19 protein-coding genes are annotated in these 19216 nt (G+C 66.7%); 10 read left to right on the top strand and 9 right to left on the bottom strand.

All coding sequences use genetic code 11. From position 1 onward, the window contains the following. Positions 1–3: 3 nt before the first annotated feature. Genes Ga0609869_RS16690 through rsxA form a run of 7 tightly spaced genes read right to left on the bottom strand, consistent with a single transcriptional unit; the run spans position 4 to position 5432 of the window. Positions 4–258: an RnfH family protein gene (locus tag Ga0609869_RS16690; RefSeq protein ID WP_125403618.1), complete on the bottom strand. Its 255-nt coding sequence runs from the start codon at positions 256–258 to the stop codon at positions 4–6. Continuing rightward, on the bottom strand, positions 255–986 hold the full coding sequence (locus tag Ga0609869_RS16685) for an electron transport complex subunit E (RefSeq protein WP_125403617.1): 732 nt from the start codon (positions 984–986) through the stop codon (positions 255–257). Before Ga0609869_RS16685 ends, Ga0609869_RS16690 begins: the two co-directional genes overlap by 4 nt. Beyond that, a complete protein-coding gene (gene rsxG / locus Ga0609869_RS16680; RefSeq protein WP_125403616.1) occupies positions 986–1663 on the bottom strand; it encodes an electron transport complex subunit RsxG in 678 nt (225 codons plus the stop codon). Before rsxG ends, Ga0609869_RS16685 begins: the two co-directional genes overlap by 1 nt. Further along, on the bottom strand, positions 1660–2730 hold the full coding sequence (locus Ga0609869_RS16675) for an RnfABCDGE type electron transport complex subunit D (RefSeq protein ID WP_125403615.1): 1071 nt from the start codon (positions 2728–2730) through the stop codon (positions 1660–1662). The genes rsxG and Ga0609869_RS16675 overlap by 4 nt, the downstream gene beginning before the upstream one ends. Continuing rightward, positions 2727–4265, bottom strand: a complete 1539-nt coding sequence (gene rsxC, locus Ga0609869_RS16670) for an electron transport complex subunit RsxC (RefSeq protein WP_125403614.1) — start codon at positions 4263–4265, stop codon at positions 2727–2729. Before rsxC ends, Ga0609869_RS16675 begins: the two co-directional genes overlap by 4 nt. After that, positions 4262–4831: an RnfABCDGE type electron transport complex subunit B gene (locus Ga0609869_RS16665; protein ID WP_125403613.1), complete on the bottom strand. Its 570-nt coding sequence runs from the start codon at positions 4829–4831 to the stop codon at positions 4262–4264. Before Ga0609869_RS16665 ends, rsxC begins: the two co-directional genes overlap by 4 nt. 19 nt (positions 4832–4850) lie before the next feature. Further along, positions 4851–5432, bottom strand: a complete 582-nt coding sequence (rsxA, locus tag Ga0609869_RS16660; protein WP_125403612.1) for an electron transport complex subunit RsxA — start codon at positions 5430–5432, stop codon at positions 4851–4853. A gap of 394 nt (positions 5433–5826) precedes the next feature. Between rsxA and Ga0609869_RS16655 the strand changes: the two genes are divergently transcribed. From Ga0609869_RS16655 to Ga0609869_RS16635, 5 genes are all read left to right on the top strand, one after another. After that, complete coding sequence (locus tag Ga0609869_RS16655) at positions 5827–7134, top strand: FprA family A-type flavoprotein (RefSeq protein ID WP_438826889.1); 1308 nt, start codon at positions 5827–5829, stop codon at positions 7132–7134. Positions 7135–7152: 18 nt separating this feature from the next. After that, complete coding sequence (locus tag Ga0609869_RS16650; RefSeq protein ID WP_125403611.1) at positions 7153–7440, top strand: 2Fe-2S iron-sulfur cluster-binding protein; 288 nt, start codon at positions 7153–7155, stop codon at positions 7438–7440. A gap of 66 nt (positions 7441–7506) precedes the next feature. Continuing rightward, on the top strand, positions 7507–7704 hold the full coding sequence (locus Ga0609869_RS16645; RefSeq protein WP_125403610.1) for a 4Fe-4S binding protein: 198 nt from the start codon (positions 7507–7509) through the stop codon (positions 7702–7704). Between the two features lie 10 nt (positions 7705–7714). Next, the gene (locus Ga0609869_RS16640; RefSeq protein WP_125403609.1) at positions 7715–8215 is read left to right on the top strand and encodes a SoxR reducing system RseC family protein; all 501 of its coding nucleotides are present in this window, start codon (positions 7715–7717) and stop codon (positions 8213–8215) included. Continuing rightward, entirely contained in the window at positions 8212–9306 is a 1095-nt protein-coding gene (locus Ga0609869_RS16635; RefSeq protein WP_125403608.1) for an FAD:protein FMN transferase, read from the top strand. Before Ga0609869_RS16640 ends, Ga0609869_RS16635 begins: the two co-directional genes overlap by 4 nt. Positions 9307–9413: 107 nt before the next feature. On the opposite strand, the gene Ga0609869_RS16630 is transcribed toward Ga0609869_RS16635, so the two are convergent. Continuing rightward, entirely contained in the window at positions 9414–9785 is a 372-nt protein-coding gene (locus Ga0609869_RS16630) for a 2Fe-2S iron-sulfur cluster-binding protein (RefSeq protein ID WP_125403607.1), read from the bottom strand. Positions 9786–10018: 233 nt separating this feature from the next. Further along, positions 10019–10672: a TetR/AcrR family transcriptional regulator C-terminal domain-containing protein gene (locus Ga0609869_RS16625; protein WP_125403606.1), complete on the bottom strand. Its 654-nt coding sequence runs from the start codon at positions 10670–10672 to the stop codon at positions 10019–10021. A 144-nt stretch (positions 10673–10816) separates the two neighbouring features. Here Ga0609869_RS16625 and Ga0609869_RS16620 point away from each other — a divergent pair, with 144 nt between their 5' ends. The 5 genes from Ga0609869_RS16620 to Ga0609869_RS16600 all read left to right on the top strand — a co-directional run bounded on the left by Ga0609869_RS16620 (position 10817) and on the right by Ga0609869_RS16600 (position 19214). Beyond that, entirely contained in the window at positions 10817–11941 is a 1125-nt protein-coding gene (locus Ga0609869_RS16620) for an efflux RND transporter periplasmic adaptor subunit (RefSeq protein ID WP_125403605.1), read from the top strand. Positions 11942–11950: 9 nt separating this feature from the next. Beyond that, on the top strand, positions 11951–15052 hold the full coding sequence (locus Ga0609869_RS16615) for an efflux RND transporter permease subunit (RefSeq protein ID WP_125403604.1): 3102 nt from the start codon (positions 11951–11953) through the stop codon (positions 15050–15052). 205 nt (positions 15053–15257) lie between these two features. Next, complete coding sequence (nifA, locus tag Ga0609869_RS16610) at positions 15258–17015, top strand: nif-specific transcriptional activator NifA (RefSeq protein ID WP_438826888.1); 1758 nt, start codon at positions 15258–15260, stop codon at positions 17013–17015. Between the two features lie 493 nt (positions 17016–17508). Next, on the top strand, positions 17509–18987 hold the full coding sequence (nifB, locus tag Ga0609869_RS16605; protein ID WP_125403602.1) for a nitrogenase cofactor biosynthesis protein NifB: 1479 nt from the start codon (positions 17509–17511) through the stop codon (positions 18985–18987). A gap of 32 nt (positions 18988–19019) precedes the next feature. Then, a complete protein-coding gene (locus Ga0609869_RS16600; RefSeq protein ID WP_125403601.1) occupies positions 19020–19214 on the top strand; it encodes a 4Fe-4S binding protein in 195 nt (64 codons plus the stop codon). Positions 19215–19216: the final 2 nt, after the last annotated feature.

The following is a 19216-nucleotide window of genomic DNA, read 5'->3' as shown; positions in this document are numbered from 1 at the left end:
GGATCACTTCTTTTCCAGCAACTCGGCATCGGGGTGGATCGGGCGGTAGATCTCGACCCGGTCGCCCTCCTTCACGGGTTTGTCCAGTTTGGCGAGCGATCCGAAGATGCCGACCTTGTTGGTGTCGAGGTCGATCTCGGGGAATTGTTCCAAGAGCCCCGAACGTTCGATCACCTCGCGCACGGTGGCGCCCTCGGGGACGTCGATGTTCTTCCAGACCTGTGCGGTGGCCTTGGCGAAGGCGGCGCTGACGATCATGGCTGTTCTCCGGCTTGCACGTCGCGGTTCAGCACGCCCGCGGCGGTGAACACCTTTTCCGGCGCGCGGGTGTCTGCCTGTTCCGTCTGGTTGCGGCTGCGGCTGTCGACCACGGCCTTGAGCGCCAGCAAGAAGCCGAGCACGAGGAACCCGCCGGGCGGCAGGATCAGCAGGAGGAACCCCTGGTAATCGGGGATCACCGTGATTTCGAGAAAGCCGAACCGGCTGCCCAGCAGAAGCGAGGCGTTGGCAAAGAGCGTGCCCGAGCCGACGATTTCGCGCACCGCGCCCAGCAAGACCAGCGCAACGGTAAAGCCCAGCCCCATCATCAGCCCGTCGAAGGCCGAGGCCAGCGGGCGCTGGCGCGAGGCGAACGCCTCGGCGCGGCCCAGGATTGCGCAATTGGTGACGATCAGCGGAATGAAGAGGCCCAGAACCTTGTGCAGATCGTGCAACCAGGCGTTCAGCGCCATGTCGACCACCGTCACAAGGCAGGCAATCAGCAGCACGAAGACCGGGATGCGGATCTCGGGCGTGATGATCTTGCGCAAGACCGACACGGCCAGCCCCGAGCCGACCATGACCGCCGTCGACGCCATGCCCATGCCCAGCCCGTTGGTCGCGGTGCCGGTCACGGCCAACAGCGGGCAGAGCGCCAGCAACTGGCCGAAGACCACGTTGTTGTCCCACAGCCCGTTGCGGGCGATCGTGCCGTAGTTGATGGACATCAGCTGGCCTCGTTTTCAGCGGTGCGGGTCAGAAGCGATGCGCGGTGGCGCTCAAACAGCGCAAGCCCGCGATGGACCGTGCCGACCACGGCACGCGGGGTGATCGTCGCGCCCGAAAACTGGTCGAAGATGCCGCCGTCTTTCTCGACCTTCCAGCCCTCGGGGGTGGGGTCGGTCAGCGAACGGCCCGAAAAGCCGTCGATCCAATCGCCCTTGGCGATCTCGATCTTGTCGCCGAGGCCCGGGGTCTCGGTGTGCGACAGCACCCGCACGCCCAGCAGCGTGCCGTCGGGCGCGACACCGATCAGCACCCGGATCGCGCCGGAATAGCCAAAGCCCGTCAGGACGAAGGCAACGCCCGTGATCTCCTGGTTCAGGGTTGCAACATAGACGGGCACGCCGCCCTCGATCTGGTCGTTGACGGTCTGCATCTCGGCGACAAGATCGTTGTCGTGGATGGCGGCCGGGATCACCTGGGCGAGCGACGCGAGCAAATCCTCGGTCGCGCGCTCGGCGATCGGCCCGCGCGTAACCTCGTCCGAGGCCGACAGGATCAGCGCCGTGACAAGCGAAAAACCGGCCAGAAGCAGGCCCTGCCACACCGGAGACCGGCGAAAGGCCTCAAGGCGAGAGACCTCTAATTCCGGCTGTGGCGCGGAAGTGGGCGTGTCGGTCATGACTCGTCTCCCAACTCGAGCGGCTTGCCGGAGCGGGTGCGCCCGAAGATGCGCGGCCGGGCGTATTCGTCGATCAGCGGCGTGCAGGCGTTCATCAGCAGGACGGCAAAGGCCACGCCCTCGGGGAAGGCGCCCCAGCTGCGGATGACGAAGATCAGCGTGCCGATCCCGATGCCGTAGATCATCTTGCCGGTGCCCGTCACCGGCGAGGTGACATAGTCGGTCGCGATGAAGAAGGCGCAGAACACCAAAGAGCCCGAGACCATATGATACTGCGGCGGGGGAAACTGTCCGGGCGCGATCAGCCAGGCTGCGCCCGACAGCACGAAGACCGAGCCCAGCACGCTGAGCGGGATGACCACCGTGATGATCCGCAGCAGGATCAGGCACAGGCCCCCGGCCAGCAGCAACAGCGCGCTGGTCTCGCCCATCGAACCGGACACGAAGCCGTAGAGCTGATCCTGAACGCCGCCCAGCTCGGCGAGGATGCGGTCCATCGGCTGACCGGCGTCGAGCTGGCTTTTCACCTGGCTCAGCACCGAGGCGCTGCTGACGACGTCGAACTCGGGGCTGCCCATGAAGGTGATGCCGAGCGATTGCAGAAAGGTCGGGCCGGTGTCGCCGCGCAGGGGCTGGACCCAGGTCGTCATCTGGACGGGCAGGGCCACCAGCAGCATCGCGCGGGCCACCATGGCGGGGTTGAACAGGTTCTGCCCCAGCCCGCCGAAGACATGCTTGCCGATCACAATGGCGATGCCCGCGCCGGTGACGCCCACCCACCAGGGTGCCCAGGGCGGCAGCGACAGCGCCACGATCCACCCGGTCAACACGGCCGAGCCGTCCGTTGCAAACCGCAGGATCGGCTTGCCCGCGATGGCGAGGCTCAGAACCTCGAAGAGCAGCGCCGCCGCGATTGTCACGATGAACAGGCAGATCGCGGGCCAGCCGAAGTGATAGAGGCCGAAGGCCGTCGCCGGGCTGAGACAGGCCATCACCGCGATCATCGTGCGCGAGACGTTGAACCTGGAATGGGTGTGCGGCGCGCTGGCCAGCATCGGCGCGATCATTTCACCGTCTCCCCGTTCTTCGGCGTCTCGGCGGCGGCGGCTTCGGCCTCGCGTTTCTTCTTTGCCGCCATCTCGGCCTTGCGCTTGGCCATGGCCTCGCGCTTGGCTGCCGCAATGGCCTCCTGGCGTTCCTGCCGCGCCTCGGCGAGCCGCTTGGCCTGTTCCTGCTGGTGCTTGCGGCTTTCCTGTTCGGCCAGCTTTCCCTTGGCGAAGTGGATGGTCTGCACCAGCGGTTTGTTGGACGGGCAGGTGAAGGAACAGCAGCCGCAGGTGATGCAATCGAGCAGCCCGACCCGCGCGGCGCCTTCCAGATCGCCGGCCTTGATCCGGGTGTTCAGCTCGAACGGGGTGAGGCCCATGGGGCAGACCTGCACGCAGAGGCCGCAGCGGATGCAGGGCATGACCTCGCGGTCCCGCGTTTCGGACGCGGCCAGCGCGAGGATGCCGTTGGTCCCCTTGATGATCGGCACGCGGGGGTTCTGGATCGGCTGGCCCATCATCGGCCCGCCGAGCAACAGCCGCTCGGGCTCTTGCGCCAGGCCGCCGCAATGGGCCAGCAGCTCTGCCACGGGGGTGCCGATCAGCGCACGGACGTTGGCGGGCCGCGTGATGCCGCGCCCCGAGATCGTGACCACGCGCGAGATCGAGGGCTCGCCATAGCGCACCGCCAGGTGCACGGCATGGGCGGTGGCGGCATTATGCACCACGACGCCCAGTTCAGCGGTCAGCGCGCGCGCGGGTGTTTCCTTGCCGGTCAGGGTCTTGACCAGATGCTTTTCCGATCCCATCGGGTACTGGGTGGGCACCTGCTTGATCTTGAGCGCATATCCCAGAACGCGGTGGTAGCGTTCCATCGCGGCGGTCGCCTGGGGCTTGTTCGCCTCGATGGCGACAATCACCTGTTTGACGCCGAGCGCCCGCGCCATGATGCCGATGCCGTCGGCGATCTCTTCGGCGCGTTCCCGCATCAGGCGGTCGTCGCAGGTCAGGTAGGGTTCGCATTCGGCGCCGTTGATGATCAGCGTGTGCAGGTCGTATCTGGCGCGCAGGTTCAGCTTGACGGCGGCCGGAAAGGTCGCGCCGCCCATGCCGACGATCCCGGCCTTGGCGACCTGCGCGGCGATCTCGTCGGGGTCGGCGGATTCGGGGCGCATCCGGGGCAGGCGGTCGCCCCACCTGTCGTCGCCGTCCGGGCGGATGGTGATCGTCGGCACGGGCAGGCCAGAGGGGTGCGGCGCGGTAAAATGGCCCACCGCCAGGACGCGCCCAGAGGTCGGCGCATGGATGTTGGCCGACACCGGCCCCCGTGCCTTGCCGATCAACTGCCCCTTGAGCACCATGTCGTCGCGCGCCACCAGCGGTTCGGCCTCGACGCCGATATGCTGTTGCAGCGGAACGCGGAGCACCGTGGGCACCGGCATGTCCTCGATGGCGCATTCCGAGGTCAGGAACTTGCGGGTCTCGGGGTGGATGCCGCCCTTGAAGGAAAACAGCCGTGCCGGATCGAAACGCCCGGCAAGCGGAAAGATGGTCATGCCGATATCCTCATTTCGCCGTCGCCGGGCACCAGATCGGGTTTTTCCCAGTACCAGTTGCGCAGCGTCCTTGGCTTGGTGCGGTGGATGATCGCCTCGGTCGGGCAGACCTCGATGCAGGCGTCGCAGCCGATACAGGCATCGGTGACCACGGTATGGATCTGCTTGTTCGCGCCGACGATGGCGTCGGTCGGGCACCGCTTGAAGCATTTGGTGCAGCCGGTGCAGTGATCCTCGAAGATGAAGGCGACCATCTGCTCGGCCTCTTCCATCCCGTCCAGATCGGCAGCGCCGTTGGCGTCGGCGCCCGTGATCTCGGCCAGTTCCAGGGCCAGCTCGCGCCCGCCGGGCGGGCACAACGTGACCGGGGCAGCGCCCTCGGCCAGTGCCTCGGCGCCGGCCCGGCAGCCGGGATAGCCGCATTGGCCGCAATTCGTGCCCGGCAGAACGCCCTCGATCTCATCCACCACGGGGGGTGTTTCGACATGGAACTTCCGCGCGGCCAGACCGAGCAGGAGGCCCAGCCCCAGCCCCAGGGCAGTCATCGAGGTGACGGCGTAGAGCATGTCTGCCTTTTCCTTTCAGTCAGTTCGGAACCAGCCCTGCAAAGCCCAGAAAGGCCATGGACAGGAGCCCGGCAGAGATGAAGGCGATCGGCGGACCGGCAAACGGCGCCGGCACTGAAAGCTGCGCCAGCTTTTCCCGCATACCCGCAAAGATCGCGAGAACGCCCGTGAACCCCAGCGCCGAGCCGAACCCGTAGAGCAGGCTCTGGACGAAGTCGTGCCCCTCCTGGATGTTCAGCAGCGCGACGCCCAGCACGGCGCAGTTTGTCGTGATCAGCGGCAGATAGATTCCGAGCGCGCGATAGAGGCCTGGAGACACCTTGCGCAGCACGACTTCGGTGAACTGCACGATGGCCGCGATCACCAGGATGAAGCTGAGAATGCGCAGAAAGCCCAGATCGAGGGGCACGAGGATCAGTGTCTCGATCACCCAGCTCGCCGCGGCGGCGAGCGTCAGAACGAAGGTCGTCGCCAGGCCCATGCCGATGGCCGCGTCGATCTTGCGCGACACACCCATGAACGGGCAGAGCCCGAGGAACTTGACCAGCACCACGTTGTTCACGAGCGCCGTGCCGAGCAGGATCATGAAGAACTCTGGCATGTTCGGGCTCCTTCGCTTGGCTGTCGCGTGCGACGGCCCTTTTCGGGGTCGAGAGAGTGTTCGCCACAATCGAAGCAAGAACCGTGCCAATGGCCGCGCGCGGGGATGCGCTCACCCGAAAAGGCCCCTTGACGCGCGTGACTTGACTGAACTTGTGGCCGTGCCCGCGGGGGGCGTGTCGCGGCGCCGACGGTCGTGCGGCGATGTTGTAAAGCCGACATTGTCAAACAGCCGTGTCGCACAGTTGGGCCAAACATGCGCCGGCTGCCCGGCCCGCCATCCCGAAAAACCGCCGCCCCGCGTGCCCCAGCGGCGGGGGATCACAGGGTTCACGCGCTTGGCACGCTCCTTGCTTTACATCCGGTGACACCGACCCAACCCGGAGTGCCCCCAAGTGACGTCAGATGCCCCCGCCATCCCCACGGCCGACGCAGCGCGTCCCTTGCTGCAAAGACCGAAAGAGGTTGCGGACCGTGTTACATGGATCGGCGCGCTGGACCCGGCCTTGCGCAACTTCGACATCATCCTGAAGACGGCCAACGGCACGACCTACAATTCCTACGTCGTGCGCGGCAGCGCGGGCGTTGCCGTCATCGACACGGTCAAGCAGGAGTTCACCGAAGAATTCTTCGCCAAGCTCGAAGAGGTGGTGCCCTATGACGAGATCACCACGCTCGTGCTCAACCATCTCGAGCCCGACCACACCGGGGCCGTGCCCGAGTTCCTGCGCCGCGCGCCGCATGTCCACATCTACGTCTCGCCGCGGGGGTTGCAGGTGCTGCGGGCACTGCTCAAGGACGAGTTCGAGCGGTACGAGGTCACGACGGTCGAGACCGGCGACACCGTTTCGCTGGGCGACCGGACGCTGAGATTCCTGACCACGCCCTATGTGCACTGGCCCGATACGCAATGCACCTACCTGGAAGAGCAGAACCTGCTCTTTACCTGCGACTTGCTGGGCTGCCACTATTGCGACGCGCGGCTCTTCAACGACAAGGTCGGCGATTTCCGGTTTTCCTTCGAATACTATTTCGACCACATCATGCGCCCCTTCAAACGCTACGTGACCGAGGCGCTGGACCTGATCGAACCGCTTGAGATCGACATGATCGCGCCCGGCCACGGGCCGGTACTGCGCGCGCACCCGCGCGAATACATCACCCATTACCGCCGGCTCATCACCAAGCGGCTCGCCAGCGAGACCGGGGCCGAGAAAACGCTGCTGGTCTTTTACGTGTCGGCCTATGGCGCGACGGCCCAGATGGCCGAGGCCATCACCGAGGGCGCGGCCGAAAGCGACGATGTGCGCGTGTCGCTCTTCGACATTCAGGGGGGCGACGTCACCCCCTTCATCGACCTGATCGAAGAGGCCGACGGGCTGGCCATCGGCACGCCGACGATCAACGGCGACGCGGTGCGCACGGTATGGGATCTGCTCTCCAGCCTCGTCGACATCGAGACCAAGGGCAAGCTGGGCGCCGCCTTCGGATCCTACGGCTGGACGGGCGAGGCCGTCGGCATGGTCGAGGCGCGGATGCAAGGTCTGAAGATGCGGGTGCCCGAGCAGGGGCTGAGGATCAAGATGCACCCGACCGGCGACGAGCTTGAAGATTGCCGCGATTTCGGCCGGCGGCTCGCCGCGCATCTCGCCGGCCGTCCGGTGGAACGCGAAATCGACATGAGCGCGCTCTTGGGGCGCTGAGCACGAATAGGAGGCCCCATGGCCAAGGCGAAACTGACCTTCACCGATGTCGCGTTGACAGTGAACGTGCCGGCGGGAACGCGGATCATCGAGATCTCGGAAAAGATCGGCTCGGGCATCACCTATGGCTGCCGCGAGGGCGAATGCGGCACCTGCATCACCCGTATCATCGAGGGGCAGGACAACCTCTCTGAACCCTCCGCGCTGGAAACGCGCGTGCTGAAAGACAACCTCGCCGGCCGAAACGACCGGCTGGCCTGCCAGTGCCAGGTGCTGGGCGGCACGGTGAAGGTAAAGCCGGGCTGAGCCCCAAGAAGAAAACGCGAACGTATCTCATCAGACCCAAATACCACCCAAGGAAAGGACCAACCCATGGCCATGAAGATCGACAGCATGCTCTGCACCGCCTGCGGCGACTGCGAATCCGTCTGCCCCACCGGGGCGATCATCCCCCACAAGGGCATCTTCATGATCCAGGCCGACAAGTGCACCGAGTGCGAGCCCGATCACGACATGCCGCAATGCCTGAACGCCTGCATGGAAGACGGCTGCATTGCCCCGGTCGATTAAGACCAGGTCGATGCCGGACGCGCCGCTTGCCCGCCAGCCCGGCCCGGGCATCCACGATACGCGCACCCTGCGCCAGACGCTCCGGGTTGCGGCGGTCGAGGGCGGCCTCGTCCGGCTGGAGGCGAACCGGTTGTCGGGCTGCGCGCACTGCGCGGCCCGTGCCGGCTGCGGCGCGCGCGCGCTGGCAGAGCTTGCTGGCGCCGGCCCGCTCGAGATCGGCCTGCCGCGCACCGCTGACGTCGCGCCGGGCGACGAGGTCGTCGTCTCGATGTCCGGCGGCGCCTTTCTGGGGGCCGCGGGGCTGGCCTATCTGCTACCGCCGGCGGCCTTGGTTCTCGCCGCCGGGGTCTTCTCGGCGCTCGGACTGTCCGATCTTTGGGTCGCGCTCGCGTGCCTGCCGGTGCTGGTGCTGTCGTTCCTGCCGGTTCATCGGGCCGACCGCCGCGGTCGGATCGCCGCGGCGCTCAGTATCGACGAGGTGATCCCGGCGCCGGAGCGGGCCCAAACATGACACGGCCCCGGCCGAAGCTGATCGCGCTCGGCCTGGTCCTTTTTTGCGCGCTTCTGCTGGTTGCCGTCCGGGCGGCGCGGGTCGAGCAGGTTCACCGCGAAACGCTGTATGTCTTCGGCACATTGGTCGAGATCGAAATCCGCGGAGAGCGCCGCGACACGGCCCGCGCCGCGACAACGTCGGTCGGCCGGCTGTTGCAGAGCTTGCACCACGACTGGCACGCTTGGCGCCCCGGTGCGCTGGGCGATCTGAACGCGGCGATCGCTGCTGGCGATGCGGGAAATGTGGACGACCGGCTGGCCGGCGTTCTGCGCACGGGCCGGCGCCTGGCCTGTCAAAGCGGCGGGCTTTTCGACCCTGCCATCGGCGGGCTGATAGGGCTCTGGGGGTTTCACGCCGACACCCCGCCAGAGGGCGCGCCGCCGGCACGGGCCGAGATCGAGGCGCTGTTGGCCGCCCGGCCGCGGATGACCGATCTGCAGATCGAGGGCACGCGGGTCCGCTCGGCAAATCCGGCCGTGCAGCTCGACCTCGGCGGGTTTGCCAAGGGCGCCGCGCTCGACCTTGCCGCGGCCGATCTTCGCGCGCGCGGCATCGAGAACGCGGTGCTGAACGCTGGTGGCGATGTCAATGTTCTAGGCACCCATGGCGACCGGCCCTGGCGTGTGGCGATCCGCGATCCCTTCGTCTGGGGGGCGGTCGGCGCGGTGTCGCTGAGGCCCGGCGAGGTGCTCTACACCTCCGGCAACTACGAACGCTATTTCGAGCATGACGGCGAACGGTTCGCCCATATCATCGACCCGCGCACGGGATATCCCGTGCGCGAGATCGTCTCGGTTTCGGTGCTCGACACCGATGGCGCCCGCGCCGACGCGGCGGCCACGGCGCTGAGCGTGGCCGGGCGCGCCGGCTGGCCCCGCGTCGCGGCGGCGATGGGCGTGTCGGCGGTGCTGATGATCACCGATAGCGGCGCGCTCTTGGCAACGCCCGCGATGGCCGACAGGCTCGACCCCGCCGGAGAGGCGTTCCCAGAGCCGGTCGAGATCGTGCCGCTGCCGGCCCGGGCGGCGGCACCCGCCTGCACAGGGTAATCGGCGCGCCAATCCGGGCGCGACCCCCTGCTTCTTCTTGGCTCAAATACCCACCCGGTCCGGCCGCTCTGCGGCCGGACCCGAATTTTCAACGAAAATTCATTGGCTCAGTCGGATCCGCCGGGCGTGCCGGTAAAGCTGATCGTCACGTTCTCGTCGCGGGCGATGAACTGGCAGGCCAGTCGATAGCGCGGCGGCATGTCGTTGACCTCGGCATTCTCGATCTCTTCCGCGGTGATCTTGCCCAGCTCCTTGAGCGTCATTTTTTCCTTGTCGGTCAGCATGATCGCCTTTTTCGTTTCGGGGTCGTCATAGCTGACCTCGATCAGGCAGGATCCGCAATTGCCGTCGCGGCATTCGAACGGGATCGGGATCCTGTTTTCCTCGGCCAGCGCCAGCGCCGTCTTGGTGTCGCCCGCGATGGCGTAGACCGCCTTGTCCTTGTGCATCAGCGGGGAAGAAAAGGTCACAATAGCCATGTCGTATGTTCCTTGTCTGGCCGCCCGTGCCCAGGGGCGCGGGCGGCGTTTTCATGGTTCGAACCGGTCACGCGTGTCCGTCCAAGGGGAGGCAAGAAACGTGCCACGTCCCGAAGGGCCGGGCTTTGGCGGTCTTTCGGGACATCGCCGGACATTCCCCGGACAATTGTCGGAAAGCCGACAGCGCCGATTTTCCACCCTGTGCCGCGCGGGCCAGGTGTCCGCGCCGCCCTCTAGACCTCGCGCGCGGCCGAGATTCCGTGCAGGAACACCGCGATCGCCGTCCGCAGCCGCGCCGCTGCCGTATCGGCACCGGGGGTCCGGCGTTCCGGCGCGATCAGCTTTTCCAAAAGCCCGTTATAGGCCATGTCGTGCAGCAGCACCGCGGCGAAGTCGGGATCGTCAATCGTCACTTCGCCCCGCGCCGCCGCGCGTTCCAGTTCGTCACGGATCAGCCGGTGCGCGGCGAGCGGGCCTTCTTCGAGAAAGGCCGCGGCCAACTCGGGGTGGTGCGGCGCCTCGGCGATCACCGCGCGGATGATCTCTATCGGCAGGGACGAGGCCATGAAGGCGGGATCGGGCAGCAAGAGCCGGAATAGCCGCTCGGCGAGCGGAAGGTCCTGCGCGCCGGGCCCGGGCGGGCGCATCACCGAGGAACGCAGCCGCCGCATGCAGGCGACCAGCAGCGCGTCACGCCCGGAAAACGCGCCGTAAAGGGTGCGTTTCGACATCCCCGCCTCGGCGGCGAATGCGGCCATCGTGGCTCCGCGCAGCCCGTCGCGGGCCAGCACCCGCTCGGCTGCATCCAGGATCGCGGCCACACGCTCTTCGGGCGGCATCTGGGGCTTGCGCCCGCGTCTGGCCATCCGTCCCTCGTCTCGTGTCACGATCTTGTGCCCTCCTGCACAGTCCGCACGCGGCAAGGCCCTTGCGCTGCGCAAGCAAAGGCAATACGGAAACCATGCGGTTTCCTATATGATCGCGTCGTACGACTCAATGTCTTTGTCTTCCCTCCCGAACGGAGCCCGGCCATGGTCCTCTCCCATCTTCCAGCCCGCTTTTCGGCTGTCGTCCTGCTCGTCTGCCTCGCATCTGCCTCTGCGGCGCAGCAGGGCCGGCCGCCGACCGCGGTCACCGTGGTGACGATGGAGCGGCAGGACGTCACGCTGACCGCCACGCTGCCTGGCCGCGTGGTGGCCTCGGGCGTGGCCGAGGTGCGCCCGCAGGTGTCCGGCATCATCATTGCGCGGCTCTTTGACGAGGGCGCCGAGGTCGAGCTGGGCGATGCGCTTTACCGGATCGACCCGGCCAGCTACGAGGCCCAGGTTGCCGCGGCGCGCGCCGCCGTGGCCCAGGCCCAGGCCTCGCTGAGTTCGGCGGTGAAGGATTACGAGCGCGCGATCGAGTTGCTCGACCGAGATGTCGGCAGCGCCCAGAGCGTGGACGATGCGGTCGCCGGGCGCGACATCGCCGATGCCGCGCTGCAGGTGGCCGAGGCCGATCTGCAGGCCGCCGAGATCGACCTCGACCGCACCACCGTGCGCGCGCCGCTGTCGGGCATCGTGGGCCGGTCGCTGACCACCCAGGGCGCGTTGGTCACCGCCGGCCAGTCCGAGCAGCTGGCGGTGATCCGCAAGATCGACCCGGTTTTTGTCGACGTCACCGCCTCGGCCGCGGAGATCGTGAAATGGCGCCGCGGCCACACGCTGGACGCTCTGGGCGAGGCCGACCGCACCGTGACGCTGATATTGGCCGACGGCGCGGGGTACGAACATACCGGAACGCTGACCGCGGCCGAACCCTACGTCGATGAACAGACGGGCGTGGTGACGCTGCGCATCGATTTCCCGAACCCTGACCAGTTTCTTTTGCCGGGCATGTACGTCCAGGTCGAGATGCCCACGGGCGTGGCCAGCGACGTGGTGCTGGTGCCGCAGGAGGGCGTCAGCCGCAACCGTCGCGGCGAACCCACCGCGCTGATCGTGAATGCCGAGAACACGGTCGAGTCCCGCGTGCTGACCGTGCTCAAGGACCGGGGCAACGAGTGGATCGTCAGCGAGGGTCTGGGCGAGGGCGACAGGGTGATCGTGGCGGGGCTTCAGAAGGTCGCGGAGGGCGCGACCGTTGCGCCCGAAGAGCGCGCCGCTGCAGAGTAGGACCGGAGCATGGCCAAGTTTTTCATCGATCGCCCCATCTTTGCCTGGGTGATCTCGATCATCCTGATGGGCATCGGCGCGTTGTCGATCATCAGCCTTCCGGTTGCGCAATACCCGCAGATCGCGCCGCCCTCGGTCACCGTGTCGGCGGCCTATCCCGGCGCATCGGCCCAGACCGTGGCCAACACCGTGACCCAGATCATCGAGCAGCAGATGACCGGGCTCGACGGGCTGCGCTATATCAAGTCGTCCTCAACCTCGGCCGGCAGCGCCTCGGTCGAGCTGACATTCGAGACCGGCACCGACCCCGACATCGCCCAGGTGCAGGTACAGAACAAGCTGAGCCAGGCCACCGCGCTATTGCCCGAGACGGTGCAGCGCCAGGGCGTCACGGTCCAGAAATCCTCGTCCGGCTTCCTGATGGTGATCGGGCTGATCTCGACCGACGGCGCGCTCGAACAGGTCGACCTCTCCGACTACATGGTCACCAACATGGTCGAGGAGTTCAGCCGGATCGAGGGCGTCGGCAACGTCCGCGTGTTCGGGGCGCAATACGCGATGCGCATCTGGCTCGACCCGGCCAAGCTGGCCGCCTACGAGCTGGCCCCGTCCGATGTGGTCACTGCGGTGTCGTCGGAAAACGCGCAGATCTCTGCGGGTGCCTTTGGCGCGCGGCCCGCGCCCGAGGGCCAGATGCTGAACGCCACGATCACGGCGCAGTCGCTGCTGTCGACCCCCGAGGATTTCGAGCAGATCGTGCTCAGGGCCGAGACGGATGGCGGGTTGGTGCTGCTGAAAGACGTGGCGCGGGTCGAGATCGGCGCCGAGAACTATGCCACCATCGGCCGGTTCAGCCGCCAGCCCGCGGCGGGTATGGCGATCCAGCTGGCGCCGGGGGCCAATGCGCTGGACACCGCGCGCCTGGTCAAGGAGCGGGTCGAGGAGTTCGCCAGCTTCTTCCCCGAGAACGTCGAATACGTCGTTCCCTACGACACCACGCCCTTCATCGAGATATCGATCAAGGAAGTGGTCAAGACGCTGTTCGAGGCGATCGCGCTGGTGTTTCTGGTGATGCTGCTGTTTTTGCAGAACCTGCGCGCCACGCTGATCCCGACGCTGGCGGTGCCGGTTGTCCTGCTGGGCACGTTCGGCGTGCTGGCGGCCTTTGGCTTTTCCATCAACACGCTGACCATGCTGGCCATGGTGCTGGCCATCGGCCTGTTGGTGGACGATGCCATCGTCGTGGTCGAAAACGTGGAACGCATCATGGAGGAAGAGGGGCTTTCCCCGCGCGAGGCCACGCGCAAGTCGATGGGACAGATCACCGGCGCGCTGATCGGCATTGCGCTGGTGCTGTCGGCGGTGTTCGTGCCGATGGCGTTCTTCGGCGGCTCGACGGGCGTGATCTACCAGCAATTCTCGATCACCATCGTCTCGGCCATGGCGCTGTCGGTGGTGGTGGCGCTGACGCTGACGCCGGCGCTCTGCGCCTCGATCCTGCGCAGCAAGGATGCGCAGCACACCCGGCGGGGGCCGTTCGGCTGGTTCAATATCGGCTTTGAGAAGCTTTTGGGCGGCTATGCGGGCAGCGTGGGATACATCATCCGGCGGCCGCTGCGTATAGGGGTGATCTACCTGATGATGGGCGTCGCCATGGCCTGGCTGTTCGTCAAGACGCCGACCGGGTTTTTGCCTGAAGAAGACCAGGGCATTCTCTTCACCCTGATCCAGGCCCCCACCGGGGCGACCGCCGAACGCACGCTCGAGGTGGTCAAGCAGGTCGAGGACCATTTCCTCGACACCGAATCCGAGAACGTGAACTCGATGTTCGGCGTGGTCGGCTTCAGTTTCGCGGGGCAGGGGCAGAACATGGGTCTGGCCTTTGTCCAGCTCAAGGACTGGAGCGAGCGCCAGCGCCCCGACCAGAGCGTCCAGGCCATCGCCGGGCGCGCGTTCGGCGCGTTTTCCCAGGTGCGCGACGCGATGGTGTTTCCCATCGTGCCGCCCTCGGTGATCGAGCTGGGCAATGTCAGCGGGTTCGACCTGTTTCTCCAGGCGCGCGGCGGGCAAAGCCACGAAGAGCTTTTGCAGGCGCGCAACATGCTGCTGGGCATGGCCTCGCAAAGCGACAAGATCGGTTCGATCCGGCCCAGCGGGCTGGAGGATGCCGCGCAGTTCAACCTGGATATCGACTGGCGCAAGGCCGGTGCGATGGGCCTGACCGCCAGCGACGTGGGCAACCTCCTGTCCACGGCCTGGGCGGGCACCTACGTGAACGATTTCATCGACCAGGGCCGGATCAAGCGGGTCTACGTGCAGGGCGATGCAGAGTATCGCGCGACGCCCGAGGATATCGAGCAATGGCGCGTGCGCAACGCCAGCGGCGGGCTGGTGCCCTTTTCCAACTTTGTCGAGGCCGGCTGGACCTTCGGACCCCAGGGCCTGAACCGCTATAACGGCGTGCCGGCGATGCAGTTGCAGGGCAGCCCCGCGCCGGATGTGACGACCGGCGAGGCGATGTTGGAGATGGAGCGGCTGGCCGGCCAGCTGCCGCCCGGCTTCAACCTTGCCTGGACGGGCCTGTCGCTGGAAGAGCGCGAGTCGGGCAGCCAGGCGCCGTTGCTCTACGCGCTGTCTCTGGCGGCGATTTTCCTTTGCCTCGCAGCGCTTTACGAAAGCTGGGCAATCCCCTTCGCAGTGATGCTGGCGATGCCCATCGGTGTACTGGGCGCGCTGGTCGGGGCCTGGCTGGGCGGTTTCGAGAACGGGGTATTCTTCCAGGTCGGCCTGCTGACCGTGATCGGCCTGACAGGCAAGAACGCGATCCTGATCGTGGAATTCGCCCGCGACCGGCAAGAAGGCGGCGAGGACCTCTTCACCGCCGCGAAAGAGGCCGCGCGCCAGCGCTTCCGCCCGATCATCATGACCTCGATGGCGTTTTCGCTGGGGGTTGTGCCGCTGGTCCTGTCCTCGGGCGCGGGGTCGGGCGGTCGTACGGCGATCGGATCGGGCGTGTTGGGCGGTACGATCTCGGCCACGGTGCTGGGCGTGCTTTTCGTACCGCTTTTCTACGTGCTGATCCGCCGCCGGACGCGGCCCGGCAGGGGCTGACAGTTCCACACGAATCGCTGTGCGCGGACCGCGTACCGCGCACAGCCTGCCAGTTTTTGCGGCGCTGCAGCAAAAACCGGCTGTCAATCGTGCGTTGTGGCCGCGTCGGCCCATTTGGAACCGGTCAAAAGAGTCGCGACCCGGTGAACACGCTGGACAGCGGCGCGGACTGTTACAAACCTCTACGTGAAGATGAGAGGAAATCATGAGCGTTTCTGCTGGGGGTCTGCGTGACCAGACCGGCCAAACGCAAGGGGAAATGTGTGATCGCTTTCCCCTTGATACCGTTTGCGAGGCCGCGAAAATTCTGACCGGGGCGAGCGACCCGATCGCCGTCATGCCGTCCGTGCTCAACGTGCTGTCCTCATTCATGGGGCTGCAGATGGGCGCGCTGGCGCTGCTCGACGACAAGGGAGGGGCCGAGGGCGGACGCCTGGCGGTAAACCCGTTCGTGATAGCGGCCACCACGCGGGGCGGCGTGGGGACGCCGGGTGCCTCGGGCGCCCTGCCGGTGGCCGCAACGCGGCAGGTGTTCCGCACCGGGGTGGCGCTGGTTTCGTGCGATGCGGTCGAGGAACTGGGGCCCGAGGCAGTGCCGGCGGGCGCGCCGCACAATCGCTTTGCCCTGATCGAGGTGCCGATTCGCGAACAGGTGCATTCGCCCTATGTCATCGGCGTGCTGGGCGCCTGGCGCGACCTCGACGAGGATTGCGCGACCAATCTCGACGAGGACCTCCGGGTGCTGACCATGGTCGCCTCGATCCTCGAACAGTCGATCAAGTTCCGCCGTCTCGTCGCGCGCGACCGCGAGCGGCTGATGGAAGAGGCGCGCCTTGCCCTGCGGGCCGCGACCGACAAGGCAGCCGCGCCGGCCACCGTGCCGCCCAAGCCGATCGAAGGCATCATCGGCGACAGCCCCGCGATCAAGGCGGTGATCGCCCAGATCCGCAAGGTGGCCGCGACCCAGACGCCGGTGCTGTTGCGCGGCGAAAGCGGCACCGGCAAGGAACTGTTCGCCAAGGCCGTTCACGCGCTGTCGGATCGCCACGACAAGCCCTTCGTCAAGGTCAACTGCGCCGCGCTGAGCCAGAGCCTGCTGGAATCAGAGCTTTTCGGCCACGAGAAGGGGTCGTTCACCGGTGCTGTCGCGCAGAAGAAGGGCCGCTTCGAACTGGCCGACAAGGGCACGCTGTTTCTTGACGAGATCGGCGAGATAGGGCCGGAATTCCAGGCCAAGCTGCTGCGCATCCTGCAGGAAGGCGAGTACGAGCGCGTCGGCGGTGCGAAGACTTTGAAGGTCGACGTGCGGCTGGTGACGGCCACCAACAAGGACCTTGAGACCGCCGTCGCCCGCGGCGATTTCCGCGCCGACCTCTATTTCCGGATCTGCGTCGTGCCCATCGTGCTGCCCCCGCTGCGCGACCGGCTGGAGGATGTGCCGCGATTGGCGCAGGCCTTCCTCGACCGGTTCAACGCACAGAACGGGATGGAAAAGTCCATGGCACCGGACGCGGTGCAGACGCTGGCGCGCTGCCAGTTCCCCGGCAATGTGCGCGAATTGGAAAACTGCATTCACCGCGTTGCGTCGCTGTCCTCGGGCACCGAGATCACCGCGCAGGAACTGGCCTGCCAGCAGGGCACCTGTCTGTCGGCCGAGCTGTGGCGGATGCAGTCGGGCGAGGGCTCGCCGATCGGTGGGCTGGCGGCGATCCGCCCGCCGCTGCCGGTCATCGACAGCGCCCGCGGCCAGCGCCCCGTCGTGCCGATGGTGCCGATGCCGGCGCCGATGCCCGTGCAGCCGGCGCCGGCTGCCGCCGCGCCGCTTGACGAACGCGCACGGCTGGTCGACGCGATGGAACGCTCGGGCTGGGTGCAGGCCAAGGCCGCGCGCCTGCTTGGCCTGACCCCGCGCCAGGTGGGCTATGCGCTGAAAAAGCACGGGATCGAAGTACGCAAGTTCTAGCCGACCGCGCCTGGGTCCACGGCCGGGCACAGGGTCTGGCCCGATGACCACGGGGCATCGCACCAGGTGGCGGGGCAGTCGGGCGCCTGCCGGTCGCGCCCCGACTGGTGCGGACAGCGATACATGCCCCGGCGAAGGGCGGGCCCGCCAGTATCCGGGCGGCGCACCGTTCGCGGCATGCGGGTCTCATATGGGGTGAGCATGGCATCTCCTCCTTGGTTTCGATCCGAACCGGCGTTTGGCCGGCATGTCTGACACCATGGCACATGTCCCCTCACACCTTCCTGACGCACCCGGTCAGCCAGATGTCAGGCCCGCGGACGAGACCGGGCACGGTTTGTCGTCTTTGCGACGCTCTGTCGGGGCCCTGACAGCCGTTTCGCCGCCCATGCTCCCAATAACTCCCAACCGACGCCGGGAACGGCGCTTTTCGGTGCTTGGCACGCTTCCTGCTTATCGCTCCGGTGATGCCCTCTGCCCAAGGAGACTGCCCATGTCCGCGCCCCTGATCCCGATTTCCGGCCTGTCGGTCTCGAACCGGCAAGAGATGGGCGAGACACTGGAGAAGGGGGGGTGCAGCGCGTCCTCCTGCGGCTCGTCCGCCGGGCCCGCGGATATGGACCCCAAGACCTGGGCCAAGGTGAAGGACCACCCCTGCTATTCGGAAGAGGCGCATCACTATTTCGCCCGGATGCATGTCGCCGTGGCGCCGGCCTGCAACATCCAGTGCAATTACTGCAATCGCAAATACGACTGCGCCAACGAAAGCCGCCCCGGCGTGGTGTCGGAACGGCTGACGCCGGAGCAGGCCGCGCGCAAGGTTCTGGCGGTGGCCGCCGAGGTGCCGCAGCTTTCGGTGCTGGGTATCGCGGGGCCGGGCGACGCCGCCTATGACTGGCGCCGCACCAAGGCCACCTTCGACCTGGTGTCCGAGCAGCTGCCCGACATCAAGCTGTGCCTGTCCTCGAACGGTCTCGCGCTGCCCGACCATATCGACGAGATCGTCGAGATGAACATCGACCACGTGACGATCACCATCAGCGCGATCTACCCCGAGATCGGGGCAAGGATTTACCCCTGGATCTTTTACCAGGGCAAGCGCCGCACGGGGCTGGAGGCCGCCACCATCCTGCGCGACCGTCAGTTGCAGGCGCTGGAGATGCTGACCGAGCGCGATGTGCTGGTAAAGGTGAACTCGGTGCTGATCCCGGGGATCAATGACGACCACATGGTCGAGGTCAACAAGGCGGTGAAAGAGCGCGGCGCCTTCCTGCACAACATCATGCCGCTGATCTCTGACCCTGCGCACGGCACCCATTTCGGCCTGACGGGCCAACGCGGCCCCACCGCGGCGGAGCTGAAGAAGGTGCAGGACGACTGCGGCGACGGCGCCAACCTGATGCGCCATTGCCGCCAGTGCCGGGCCGACGCGGTGGGCCTGCTGGGCGAGGACCGGGGCCAGGAATTCACCCTCGACAAGCTGCCCGAGGTGATCGAGGACGCGCCGGAGGCGCGCGACGCCTATCGTGCCTGGGTCGCCGAAGAGCGCCAGGACCGCGCCGCCGCCGCCGGCACCGCCGAAGAGGCCGCCGCTCACGCGGTCGATGCCCCCACACTCTTTGCCGTCTGCACCCGCGGTTCCGGCCGGATCAACCTGCATTTCGGCAAGGCGGTCGAATTCCAGATGTACGAGGCCGATGCCGAGGGCATCCGCTTCGTCGGCCACCGCCGGGCGGATAATTACTGCCTCGGCGGCTATGGCGACGAGGACCGGATGGAAGAGATCATCCGCGTGCTTGAGGACGTGCCTTACGTGCTTTGCGCCAAGATCGGCGGCGGGCCGCGCAAGCGCCTCGCCGATGCGGGGATCGAGGCGATCGACAGCCTGGGCGAAGAGTATATCGAGACGGCGATCGCCGCAGTTCTGCAACAGAAAAACGCACGGACGGATCGGGCCGCAAAAAGCGCCTGACTGCACGCGGACGGGAAACCAAGGAGCTATCCATGGCCTACAAGATCGTGACCGCCCAATGCACCGTGTGCGGCGCCTGTGAATTCGAATGCCCGAACGCGGCGATCAAGTTCAAGAACGAGACCTACATCATCGACCCGGACATGTGCACCGAATGCGAGGGCAAGTTCGACAACCCGCAATGCGCCGAGATTTGCCCGGTGCCGGCCACCTGCATTCCGGCCTGACG

The organism is Rhodovulum iodosum (assembly GCF_041020385.1).
GTDB lineage: Bacteria > Pseudomonadota > Alphaproteobacteria > Rhodobacterales > Rhodobacteraceae > Rhodovulum > Rhodovulum iodosum.
The sequence above is the reverse complement of the archived record's forward strand: the minus strand, read 5'-3'. Positions and strand labels throughout refer to the sequence as shown.

Coding starts and splice junctions, on each gene's coding strand:
- Ga0609869_RS16690 (WP_125403618.1), bottom strand. CDS start 258: ATGATCGTCAGCGCCGCCTTCGCCAAGGCCACCGCACAGGTCTGGAAG.
- Ga0609869_RS16685 (WP_125403617.1), bottom strand. CDS start 986: ATGTCCATCAACTACGGCACGATCGCCCGCAACGGGCTGTGGGACAAC.
- rsxG (WP_125403616.1), bottom strand. CDS start 1,663: ATGACCGACACGCCCACTTCCGCGCCACAGCCGGAATTAGAGGTCTCT.
- Ga0609869_RS16675 (WP_125403615.1), bottom strand. CDS start 2,730: ATGATCGCGCCGATGCTGGCCAGCGCGCCGCACACCCATTCCAGGTTC.
- rsxC (WP_125403614.1), bottom strand. CDS start 4,265: ATGACCATCTTTCCGCTTGCCGGGCGTTTCGATCCGGCACGGCTGTTT.
- Ga0609869_RS16665 (WP_125403613.1), bottom strand. CDS start 4,831: ATGCTCTACGCCGTCACCTCGATGACTGCCCTGGGGCTGGGGCTGGGC.
- rsxA (WP_125403612.1), bottom strand. CDS start 5,432: ATGCCAGAGTTCTTCATGATCCTGCTCGGCACGGCGCTCGTGAACAAC.
- Ga0609869_RS16650 (WP_125403611.1), top strand. CDS start 7,153: ATGGCCAAGGCGAAACTGACCTTCACCGATGTCGCGTTGACAGTGAAC.
- Ga0609869_RS16645 (WP_125403610.1), top strand. CDS start 7,507: ATGGCCATGAAGATCGACAGCATGCTCTGCACCGCCTGCGGCGACTGC.
- Ga0609869_RS16640 (WP_125403609.1), top strand. CDS start 7,715: ATGCCGGACGCGCCGCTTGCCCGCCAGCCCGGCCCGGGCATCCACGAT.
- Ga0609869_RS16635 (WP_125403608.1), top strand. CDS start 8,212: ATGACACGGCCCCGGCCGAAGCTGATCGCGCTCGGCCTGGTCCTTTTT.
- Ga0609869_RS16630 (WP_125403607.1), bottom strand. CDS start 9,785: ATGGCTATTGTGACCTTTTCTTCCCCGCTGATGCACAAGGACAAGGCG.
- Ga0609869_RS16620 (WP_125403605.1), top strand. CDS start 10,817: ATGGTCCTCTCCCATCTTCCAGCCCGCTTTTCGGCTGTCGTCCTGCTC.
- Ga0609869_RS16615 (WP_125403604.1), top strand. CDS start 11,951: ATGGCCAAGTTTTTCATCGATCGCCCCATCTTTGCCTGGGTGATCTCG.
- nifA (WP_438826888.1), top strand. CDS start 15,258: ATGAGCGTTTCTGCTGGGGGTCTGCGTGACCAGACCGGCCAAACGCAA.
- nifB (WP_125403602.1), top strand. CDS start 17,509: ATGTCCGCGCCCCTGATCCCGATTTCCGGCCTGTCGGTCTCGAACCGG.
- Ga0609869_RS16600 (WP_125403601.1), top strand. CDS start 19,020: ATGGCCTACAAGATCGTGACCGCCCAATGCACCGTGTGCGGCGCCTGT.